Genomic DNA, 10,371 nt, shown 5'->3' with positions numbered 1-10,371 from the left:
ACCGTAGACGTCGCAGATGTGGACATGTTCGGTCCGGTCCGACGCGGAGATTTCGTCCGCCGCGCGAGCCACCGAAACGGAGATCAGGGCCGCAACCGAGCCGAGAAGAAGGCTGCTCACGTTCATTCTGGATTCTCCATTCAAAGGGGATCGCGTTCTTCATTGCGATCTGAGGAATGCGGAATACCCGCTGAATAGGTGAGTTGCCGTCTGATATTGGCATAAGGAAATCGACGTCTTGTCTGGCGCGAGGACGTACTGCTTCGACAATGGTGCGACACACGGAAGAAACGCTGTGCTGGGTTGCCTTCTGCCGACGAAGGTGAGGATCGACCTGCGTCCGGCTTAAAAATAGACGTCACAACGCCTACCGCCCCGCTTCCACACGGCTGTTCGGCCAAACTCTTCGGGCACACGGGAGGGGCAGCCCTTGTGAATCAATCGCCATAATCATCTCCGCTGTTAGTGGGCTAGCAGGGTGCGTTCCATGCGGAGCAGCAAGCGACGTGCCATTCCGACGAGCCGGCTTCGCGATAATTTAAATTGGCCGCTGCTGCTCGTGGCGCTCTCTTGTCGGCGCAGGCTGAGCACGAGAATCAGAGCTTGGGACAACTTCGTATGTTTGGAATCTGACACTTTCGCCCGATGCCGACAGCCTTTGCCAATACCGACACATTCCGGCTTCGGGCTTATGTAAACGACCTAAAATGAGTTAAGGCCGTTTTTATGAGACAAAGATGCGCTCGACAGTGACCGACACATTGCCTCCCAGAGTCTGGGCCGACATTGCGCTCGCCCGCAAAAATGCAGCCTGACTGTGATGATGATGGCGGAACGACTGGGCATCGCAAAGAGCACCTATTTGAAGATCGAAAAAGGAGACCCCACGGTGGCTATGGGTGCTTACGCCATGACCTTTTTTGTTCTGGGCTTTGAAGAGGCTCTGACTAAGATCGTCGACGCCCAGCGGAACGAACAAGGCCTGCTCCTCGACGCCGAACGTTTGCCCAAAAGCTCGCAGACGTCGAGAGGGTGGTCGCCACATGGCGAGAGGAGGGGCGGGCGCTTGGGATGACCCACCAAGAACTCGATAGCTCACCGACGCGTTCTAACATCGCGAAAGGCAAGCCGCCCAAATTGCGCAGCAATGACACTGAACGCGTTCTCGTCCCGGGCCGCCCTTCACCCGCCGTCTCCGGCGCCGAAAGCTCGAGGGCCATGCGTGCGCTTCGCCAGGTGCAATTCGAAACGGTCTCGACAGCCCCGTTTCTGGCTGCCCTGCAGCGAGCGGGACCCTCTTGCCTGCCATCCGGGCTGCACAACTGGCTGAACCGCCCGCCGAAGGGCGAAAGCCGGCGACCCCAGCCCTCAAGACCAATGCGCTTCTGCCGCCTTGCGGATCGCCCAGAGAGCGCAGTTCCCCGGCCTCTGTCTCACGCCTAAGACGACGTCGGGAACATGGCTGTCGAGAGAACCGACCTCACTCGCCCCTTGTTCAAGTGAAACCACAGCCGAAAACCCATTGACGGTATCCATGTAGTACTGATCGAATTTCGCCATACGGAACAAGTGCGTTATTGAGGATGTTCCCGGTGTATCCGATAAATGTGTGGAAGGCGATTCGTCCTTCCCGACTCGGGGACCACCAAGCTGGGTCCAGGCGGAAGCCAACTTGGCGCCACTGTTGAAGGCTTGGTTCTGAGCACTGTCCGGACCCGGATAAGGGTTGCGGTTGCCGAAGTTCAGGCGGCTTTCAGTATAGGTCTTCAGTGGTCCATTTCGGTTTCCTGGCTCGTCCAAATCTTGAACGTGAAAGGCGTGTTGTTTCGCCAACTGCCCTGAGCCTCCCCGGTTCTCGCACTGGATGTTCTTGCCCCCTCATGCGAAGGGACACCACCGATGCCGACGTCATATTGGACGTAGCCGCCGATGCGCAGGCAGGTGTCGGTGTTGGGGACATGCAAGTAGCCTGCACCGTAGACGTCGCAGATGTGGACATGTTCGGTCCGGTCCGACGCGGAGATTTCGTCCGCCGCGCGAGCCACCGAAACGGAGGTCAGGGCCGCAACCGAGCCGAGAAGAAGGCTGCTCACGTTCATTCTGGATTCTCCATTCAAAAGGGGATCGCGTTCTTCTTTGCAATCTGAGGAATGCGGAATACCCGCTGAATAGGTGAGTTGCCGTCTGATATTGGCATAAGGAATCGACGTCTTGTCTGGCGCGAGGACGTACTGCTTCGACAATGGTGCTACACACGGAAGAAACGCTGTGCTGGGTTGCCTTCTGCCGACAAAAGTGAGGATCGACCTGCGTCCGGCTTAAAAATAGACGTCACAACGCGTACCGCCCCGCTTCCACACGGCTGTTCGGCCAAACTCTTCGGGCACACGGGAGGGGCAGCCCTTGTGAATCAATCGCCATAATCATCTCCGCTGTTAGTGGGCTAGCAGGGTGCGTTCCATGCGGAGCAGCAAGCGACGTGCCATTCCGACGAGCCGGCTTCGCGATAATTTAAATTGGCCGCTGCTGCTCGTGGCGCTCTCTTGTCGGCGCAGGCTGAGCATCGCTCTTGGAGCACGTCACCTGGGGGGGCGAGAAAAGAGTGTCGGGGAACGGGTACGAGCTGCCTCAGTCGTGCGTTCGATGGAAAGCACTGTGTGAGGCGGACGCTCCCCATCATGCAGTGACAGGAGATGATCACCGATTTCCTTATCCGCTGCCGTGAGCCGATGATTCAGGCGAAGAAAATCCATCCAGGTTGGCGTGCGGAATGTCTCTGTCCAGATCGAAGGCGTTTGAAGATTTCGCTGCAGTGTCCAGTTACGCGCACCAGCACGGCTCTGAACATGCCGCCTTGCGCGCATGTAGCCCAGAAAGGTCTCGATATTCTCTTCAGATATACGATACTCCACTTTCACCACTATGGGGCCACTTCTGGGCTTTAAGTCGAGTGCCAGCTCAGGCGGCCGAAAATCCGAACTTTCCTGATCCGTTTCCTCCCATGGACCGACCGGAAACAGTATTCCCGCAGCTGCAACCAGCAACAGAGCGCCTGCGGCGCCCTCCAAGGCCCAGCCTAAGGAGTAGTTTTGTGCGACAGTACCCCAGATCCAGCTGCCAGCCGCCATCCCACCTGCGCTCAACGCGTAGTAGATCGACAATGTGCGGCCGACCACCCATCTGGGGCTTGCCAGCTGCACCGACACGTCGATGCCAGTCCAGGTGATGAGCCAACCCGCGCCGCCAAGTGCCAGCGAAATGGCGGCCACGGGAACCGACGATGTGAGTGCAAGAGAAAGGCAACATACTGCACAAGCGACGGAGGCGAAGGACACCAGCCTGTTTTGAGACGTGATCCGCCCCAGATAGCTATTGCTCATGCCCGCGATGAAAGCACCCATGCCGAAGCCGGCCAGCAAGATGCCGTAGATGATGGGTCCGCTTTTCAGCTGGTCCCGGACAAGCAGAGGCAGCAATGCAAGGATGGAGATGCTTGCCAGGCCGAAAAGGGTCGCACGAGCAATTGCTGCCCTGATCTCCAGGGACATCACCGTGAAGCGCACTCCGTCATGAATTGCCATCGTCATTCGTTCACGAGGGAGAGGGGAAGTGCGAACATCCCATCGAGTACGCCATATTGCGGTTAGCGGCGCCAGATCACTTAAGGCTGCCAAGGCGAAAGCGGCCAGCGGTCCAAAGAACGCCAAGACCACGCCCCCCAAAGCCGGACCGAGGCTACGCACAATATTGTATCCGACGGACATGAGGGTGACCGCGGCCGGGATATCCCTTTTGTGAAGGATATCGCCAACAGAAGCGTGCCAGGCCGGATCATTCAAGGCAAAGCCGCAGCCGGCCAGGAATCCCAGGCCGAGAATTAGCCAGGGACCGGCAAATCCGAGGCCCACAGAAATCATCAGCGTCGTTGACGCCAAGGCTATCAGGCAGTGTCCCGCAAACATCACCCATCGGCGGCTGAAGTTGTCGGCAATGGCTCCTGCCAGGATCGAAAGGAGGAATACCGGCAAGGTGGATGCAGCCTGCACGAGTGCAACCATCAGATCCGAAGCGGAAATCGTGGCCATCAGCCAACTGATCGCCACCGTTTGCACGAGCCAGCCGAGGCTGGATATTTGTGTGGCCGTCCAGATCGAGCGAAACACCGGATTTCGAAAGGGAGCGAGCGTTGTTGAGGAAGGCAGATGGGTATTGTTTTCGGACTGCATGATGATGCCTTAGAGGGCCGCTTATTCAAATTCTCGGCTGCACTGCTGCCGCTACAATGTTGATCTATGCACCGGAAAGGCCGACCTATCGACCAGGATGACCCGTCGAGGCTGTGCATGAGCTCTGTCGGCTCCACTCTCCCAGGCTGGCGCCGACAACCCTTGCGGCAAGATAACATTGCCGATTGTGCTGATCGACAGAATCGCCTGCAACTTTGATCGCTCTCGCGTCACCGCGCCAGCGCCCGTGAAGCTTGCCGGCGACCGTTTTTTGGCAGACCCGTTTGCTCGTGTCATCCCTGACCACTCCCTGTGCATGACCGCCGTGCGGCTAAATTCCTATGATGAGGGCGCCTCCGCTGAGACCGGCACCGGCTGCCGCAAGAAGAATCTTTTCACCGGGCCGAAACGGCTGTGCCCGATGCGAAAGCGAGAGCGAGAGCGGGATGGTCGCGGCGGAAGAGTTGCCGTAGTCGGCGATCGTCTTGACGATCGCTTCATCATCTATTCCGAGAACCCTGCCGACCGCATCGAAAATCCGCGCATTGGCCTGGTGTGGCACGAACCGGTCGATGTCTTGCGATCCCATACGGGCAGCAGAGAGGGCGTCCTGCGAGCAGCGTGACATCATCTCCACGGCCTTGGCGAACACTTCGCGGCCGTCGGCGATCGTCATCCAGGTCTGCTCGAGCTCCAGCCCGTCGTGGAACGGTGTGTTGCTTCCGCCGGCGGGAATCTTTATCAGTCCGTGGCGCGAGCCGTCCGAGGCCAGCGCGGCGCCGAGGATGCCTCGATCCGGCTCTTCGCACGGGACAACCACCACGGCGCCGGCGGCATCGGCAAACAGCACCGCGCTTGCGCGCTCGGCTGGATTGATGCGGCGGCTGAGGATGTTGGCGGCAATGACCAGGCTCGCTTTGCCATGCAGGCGGGTGTATCCGTCCGCGAACATCAGGGCATAGATGAAGCCGGCGCAGGCGCCTGTCAGGTCAACAGCACCGGCGTGACCCAGTCCGAGCCGATGTGCGACCAGCGGTGCACTGGGCGGCAGAAGGTGGTCGGGCGTAGACGTCGCGAGCAACAGCAGGCCGATATCGTCACGGTCGACCCCGGCATTTGCCAGCGCCATGTCGCCGGCCCGCGCGGCAAGGCCCGATAATGTATCTTCGCCCGTTGCCCAGAAGCGCGAGCGGATTCCGGTGCGCCGCTCGATCCAGCCGGGTTCGAGCCCGAGACCATCTTCGATTTCCGCATTCTCGACCTTGCGCGCCGGCGCATGATGACCGAAGCCCAGTATGCGCGACGACCGGCTCATGACCGCGAGCCGAAGCGTTCGCCGGCCTCCTCGATGGCGTCATGGAGCCCGTCCAGCTCGTCTCCGGTGATGCAATAGGGCGGCAGAAGATAAAGGACATTGCCGAGCGGGCGCACGAGCAGGCCGCGCTCGAGGAAAAAAGCGCGCAGCTTCGGCCCGATCTCGGCAAGATAACCGGCTGAGCCGGTGCGCAGATCGAGGGCCGCGATCGTGCCGGTCGCCCGGCTGTCGGCGAAATATGGATTGTCCCGGAAGCGGTGAAGCCCGGCCGCCTGCTTCGTGCTCAAGGCGGCGATCCGCTCGGCCACCGGCTCGTCACGCCAGATCTCGACATTGGCAAGTGCCGCCGCACAGGCAATCGGATTGGCGGTGTAGGAGCTCGAGTGGAAAAAGGTCTTCCTGCGGTCTTCGGAATAGTGAGCCTGGAAGATGGCATCGCTGGCGAGCGTGGCTGCCAGCGGGACGGAGCCGCCGGTCAAGCCCTTCGAGGTGCACAGCATATCCGGAGAGATCGACGCCTGCTCGCAGGCGAACATGGTTCCAGTGCGTCCCCAGCCGGTCATCACCTCGTCGGCGATCAAGAGCGTGCCGGAAGCCTCAGCGATCCTCTTCAATTCGGTCAGAACCCAGGCCGGATACATCAGCATGCCGCCGGCGCCAAGCACGAGCGGTTCGATGATCAGCGCGGCGGCGCCGCGGTCACGAGACAGGACCTCGAAACGATCAAGCGTTTCCTGCTCGCGCCCCGCGGTCGGAAAAGGAATGATGTCGACCTCGAACAAAAGCGGTTCGTAGCAGGCATTGAACACGCCCCGGGCGCCGACGCTCATCGTGCCAATCGTGTCGCCATGATAGCCGTGTTCCATCGCGACGATGCGCGAGCGCGGCGCGCCGATGTTGCGGAAATAGCCGAGCGCCATCTTCAGCGCGACTTCAACGCAGGTAGAGCCGCTGTCGGAGTAAAAGACCCAGTCGAGGCCCGGCGGTACCATTTCGATCAGCGCGGAGGCCAATTGCTCTGCCGGCTGATGGGTGAGGCCGGCGAAGATCACCTGGTCAAGCATCTCGGTCGCAATCCGGATCGCTTCCATGATCCGTGGATGGCGGTGGCCGTGAGTGACCACCCACCAGGAGGAGGTTGCATCGAGGATACGCCTTCCGTCATTCGTCTGTAGCCAAGCGCCTTCGGTGCGGATAACGGCCGGCATGGGCGGCTCGATCGCATGCTGGGTGAATGGATGCCACACGCGCGACCCCGACATCACTCGCCTTCGGCAATCTGAGCGAGGTCGAAGCCGGCAATCATCGCCTTTCGCAGAGTTTCGCGCGTGAGCGGAGCCAGGAGTGGCAATCTGCCGAGCTGACGCACCGCGCCCAATTCGGTGATTGTCCTTTGCGTATCGGCCGCCTCTTCACCGACAAAGGCAACGCCGATCAGCGGGATGGAGCGAACCCGCAGGGCTTCGATGGACAGCAGAGTGTGGTTGATCGTGCCGAGCTCGGTGCGGGCGCACAGGATCACCGGCAGCCGCCATTCAGCGAAGATGTCAATGAATCTTGTCTGTCGGTTGATCGGCACCATCAGTCCGCCAGCACCTTCGATGACGAGCGGTGTGGGCAAGACTGGAAAAGCAAGATCGGCAGCCTCGATCGAGACACCGTCGATTTCGGCAGAACGGTGCGGCGACAGCGGGCTCCTCAAGCGGTGGGCCTCCGGCAGCACGCGCCCTGATGGCAGGCCAGCGAGCCGTTCGACCACCTCACTGTCGGTCTCCTCATCGAGACCCGATTGCACCGGCTTCCAGTAGAAGCCGTCAAGCAGGCCTGCGAGCCCCGCGGCAAAAATCGTTTTGCCAATTCCCGTATCTGTTCCGGTGACCACGATGCGCTTGCTCATGCCGTGGCCAACACTTCGGCAAGCGTCTCGACCATGGCCGAAATGTCAGCTTTGCCGACATTGAGCGTCAGCGAAATGCGCAGCCGCGAGGTACCCTCCGGCACGGTCGGCGGACGAATGCCGCGTATGTCGAAGCCGCGGGCCTGCAGAGCCGCCGCGATCGCCATTGTGCGCGTCACCTCCCCAATGAAAAATGGCTGAATTTGCGAACCGCTGGGCTTGGCTCCGCAACGCTCGGCCAGTTGCCGGCCTGCAAAGGCAACGTGCTCGTGCAACCGAATACGGCGCATCGGCTCGTCGACCAGCATTGCGAGCGCTTCGCGCGCCGCCGCTGCCATGAGCGGCGATGGCGCGGTGGCGTAGATAAACGGCCGGCAGCGATTGACGATATAGTCGCACAGTACTCCCGGCCCGGTGACGAGCGCGCCGGATGCACCCAGCGCCTTGCCGCATGTATGAAGGGCCATGATGTTGTCGCGGCCCTCGAACGCCTGGGCCAGCCCGCGGCCCGCCGATCCCCAGACCCCGGTGGCATGTGCCTCGTCGACCAGTATGAATGCCTCGTGCCGATCGGCAAGCTCGACCAGGCTCTCGATCGGCGCCCGGTCGCCATCCATGCTGTAAAGGCTCTCGACCCCGATCCAGATGCGCCCGATGCCGCCTTCGGCGCGCCAGCACCGGATCGCGTCCTCAAAAGCATCAATGTCATTGTGCGTCACCAGCCTGAACGCGGCGCGTCCAGCCCGCGCCCCTTCATGCATGCTGGCGTGCGCCAGTTCATCCAGGATCAGCAGGTCGCCTTTTTTCACAAGGGTGCTCAGCAGGGCGAAGTTGGCGACATAGCCGCTGCCGAAGAACAGCGCCCGTTCGGCCCCGAAGAACGCCGCCGCATCTGCCTCCAATGCCTCATGCTCCGGCGCGTTGCCGCGCAGAAGCCGCGATCCGGTAGCGCCGACCAGGGTGCCCCGCTCGATTGCGGCCGCGACTGCATCGCCAAGTCTCTTCGAGGCGGCAAACCCGAGATAGTCGTTGGAGGAGAAGTCCAACCCGGCCCGCGGCGCCAATGTGCGCAGCCGGTCCTTGCGGGCCAGCCCCAGCAAGGTGGCTTCATAGCGGGCGAGCGGTGGCTCGTTCATTTCGCCTCGCATTGCATCGGTTCGATGCCGAGACGTCTAAATAAACGAGTATCCTTGTCCTCCCCGGGATTGTCCGCCGTCAGAAGCGTGTCGCCAACAAACACGGAATTCGCCCCGGCAAAGAAGCACAGCGCCTGGGTCTCGTCGCTCATCGCCGTCCTGCCGGCGGAGAGCCTGACATACGACTTCGGCATCATGATGCGGGCGAGCGCAATGGTGCGGATGAAATCGATCGGCTCGATGGGTTCGGCATCGGCAAGCGGCGTCCCCTTGATGGGGATCAGCATGTTGATCGGCACGCTTTCCGGCGGCTCGGGCAGGTTCGCCAGCGTTACCAGCATATCGATGCGATCGGCCTTTTCCTCTCCCATCCCGAAAATGCCGCCGCAGCAGACCTTGATCCCAGCCTCGCGCACGCGCCCAAGCGTTTCCAGCCGGTCGGCGAAGGTCCTGGTTGAAACGACCGTGCCGTAATAGCGCTCGGACGTGTCGATGTTGTGGTTGTAGTAGTCGAGACCGGCCGCCTTCAGGCGCTGCGCCTGGCTGAGTTCGAGCATGCCGAGCGTCATGCAGGTCTCCATGCCAAGCGCCTTCACGCCTTCGATCATGGCGAGCACTGCGTCCATGTCGCGGTCCTTCGGACTGCGCCAGGCAGCGCCCATGCAATAGCGGGTCGCGCCAGCATCTCGTGCCTTGGTCGCCTCCTCGATGACATGTTTGACCTCCATCAGCTTCGATGCCTTCAGGCCGGTTTCGTGATGCGCAGACTGGCTGCAATAGCCGCAATCCTCCGGGCATCCGCCGGTCTTGATGCTGAGCAGCCGCGCCAGCTGCACCCGGTTGCGATCGAAGTTCTGGCGATGGATGGTCTGGGCCAGGAAGAGCAGATCGTTGAACGGCATGCCGTATATAGCCTCGGCCTCTTTGCGGTCCCATCGGGGCAGTGCTGCCTCCATCGACTGCGTGGCACAGTTCGAGTCGCACTCCTCGTTCATTCCCATCCTCATCGTCAAAAACCTCTATTGCTGATCAGCGAGCGCACTCACGAGTCCGTCCAGTGGCGAGCCCCTTTCGATGGGCTCGTCGGTGAGCGCAATACTGGAATACCGCAAGTATTGAAGGGTAAGCGGCATGAAGCGTGTTCTTTCGAGCCCCTTCCCTGTGCGCAGCCAGAGCGCGTTGCTCTTCATTGTGTTTCCGTTAGTTCATCCCCATTGTGCTTCCCGCTAGTTCAAATGAGTGCTGATATTCCCGCGACACGGCATGTCCAGGCCAATGTCGAGAATGGGCGCGCTGTGTGTCAGCCATCCGACCGAGATGAGGTCAACTCCTGTCGCGGCAATCGCCGGAGCCATTTTCGGTGTCACCCGGCCGGAAGCCTCGGTGATGGCGCGGCCACCGACGATTGCCACGGCGCGGGTAAGATCCTCAACCGACATATTGTCGAGCAGCACTGCGTCGACGCCCAGCGTGAGCGCTGTATCGAGCTGCTCAAGCGTCTCGACCTCGACCTCGATCTTCACCATGTGCCCTGCGGCGGCGCGCGCCCGCTCTATTGCCGTGCGAATGTCGCCGGCGATCGCGATGTGGTTGTCCTTGATCAGCACGGCGTCGTCGAGCCCGAACCGGTGATTGGCGCCGCCGCCGACGCGTACCGCATATTTCTCCAAAGCTCGCAGGCCGGGCGTCGTCTTTCGCGTGCACACGATCCTCGCCTTGTGGCCACGCACGGCTTCGACCATTGCCGCCGTGGCCGTGGCAATGCCGCTCAGACGGCATAGAAAATTGAGCGCCGTG

At 61.1% G+C, this 10,371-nt stretch carries 8 protein-coding genes and 1 pseudogene; 1 reads left to right on the top strand and 8 read right to left on the bottom strand.

The window, feature by feature from the left end:
- The first annotated feature begins 820 nt into the window (after nucleotides 1–820).
- Nucleotides 821–1,075, top strand: coding sequence for a hypothetical protein (locus AC0L3E_RS33885; protein ID WP_473606817.1), 255 nt, complete (start codon nucleotides 821–823; stop codon nucleotides 1,073–1,075).
- Nucleotides 1,076–1,368: 293 nt separating this feature from the next.
- Here the strand turns inward: AC0L3E_RS33885 and AC0L3E_RS33880 are convergent.
- The 8 genes and pseudogenes from AC0L3E_RS33880 to nadC form a co-directional block, all read right to left on the bottom strand.
- Nucleotides 1,369–2,099 (bottom strand): annotated as a pseudogene (locus tag AC0L3E_RS33880) (porin).
- Between the two features lie 480 nt (nucleotides 2,100–2,579).
- Complete coding sequence (locus tag AC0L3E_RS33875; protein ID WP_473606816.1) at nucleotides 2,580–4,226, bottom strand: MFS transporter; 1,647 nt, start codon at nucleotides 4,224–4,226, stop codon at nucleotides 2,580–2,582.
- A 331-nt stretch (nucleotides 4,227–4,557) separates the two neighbouring features.
- Entirely contained in the window at nucleotides 4,558–5,541 is a 984-nt protein-coding gene (locus AC0L3E_RS33870; protein WP_473564859.1) for a beta-ketoacyl-ACP synthase III, read from the bottom strand.
- Entirely contained in the window at nucleotides 5,538–6,803 is a 1,266-nt protein-coding gene (locus AC0L3E_RS33865; protein ID WP_473606815.1) for an adenosylmethionine--8-amino-7-oxononanoate transaminase, read from the bottom strand. Before AC0L3E_RS33865 ends, AC0L3E_RS33870 begins: the two co-directional genes overlap by 4 nt.
- Nucleotides 6,803–7,438, bottom strand: a complete 636-nt coding sequence (gene bioD / locus AC0L3E_RS33860; RefSeq protein ID WP_473606814.1) for a dethiobiotin synthase — start codon at nucleotides 7,436–7,438, stop codon at nucleotides 6,803–6,805. Before bioD ends, AC0L3E_RS33865 begins: the two co-directional genes overlap by 1 nt.
- A complete protein-coding gene (locus AC0L3E_RS33855; RefSeq protein ID WP_473606813.1) occupies nucleotides 7,435–8,574 on the bottom strand; it encodes an 8-amino-7-oxononanoate synthase in 1,140 nt (379 codons plus the stop codon). Before AC0L3E_RS33855 ends, bioD begins: the two co-directional genes overlap by 4 nt.
- Nucleotides 8,571–9,530, bottom strand: a complete 960-nt coding sequence (gene bioB / locus AC0L3E_RS33850) for a biotin synthase BioB (RefSeq protein ID WP_473606818.1) — start codon at nucleotides 9,528–9,530, stop codon at nucleotides 8,571–8,573. Before bioB ends, AC0L3E_RS33855 begins: the two co-directional genes overlap by 4 nt.
- Before the next feature lie 270 nt (nucleotides 9,531–9,800).
- Nucleotides 9,801–10,371, bottom strand: a 571-nt coding sequence (gene nadC / locus AC0L3E_RS33845; protein WP_473606811.1) for a carboxylating nicotinate-nucleotide diphosphorylase, incomplete at its 5' end; no start/stop codon positions are given.

The organism is Mesorhizobium sp. WSM4822 (genome assembly GCF_055811155.1).
This window is presented reverse-complemented; position numbering and strand designations above follow the sequence as displayed.

Excerpts from the sequence above, each read along its gene's own strand:
- bioD (WP_473606814.1), bottom strand. The coding sequence starts at position 7,438 with ATGAGCAAGCGCATCGTGGTCACCGGAACAGATACGGGAATTGGCAAA.
- bioB (WP_473606818.1), bottom strand. The coding sequence starts at position 9,530 with ATGGAGGCAGCACTGCCCCGATGGGACCGCAAAGAGGCCGAGGCTATA.
- AC0L3E_RS33885 (WP_473606817.1), top strand. The coding sequence starts at position 821 with ATGATGATGGCGGAACGACTGGGCATCGCAAAGAGCACCTATTTGAAG.
- AC0L3E_RS33865 (WP_473606815.1), bottom strand. The coding sequence starts at position 6,803 with ATGTCGGGGTCGCGCGTGTGGCATCCATTCACCCAGCATGCGATCGAG.
- AC0L3E_RS33855 (WP_473606813.1), bottom strand. The coding sequence starts at position 8,574 with ATGAACGAGCCACCGCTCGCCCGCTATGAAGCCACCTTGCTGGGGCTG.
- AC0L3E_RS33870 (WP_473564859.1), bottom strand. The coding sequence starts at position 5,541 with ATGAGCCGGTCGTCGCGCATACTGGGCTTCGGTCATCATGCGCCGGCG.
- AC0L3E_RS33875 (WP_473606816.1), bottom strand. The coding sequence starts at position 4,226 with ATGCAGTCCGAAAACAATACCCATCTGCCTTCCTCAACAACGCTCGCT.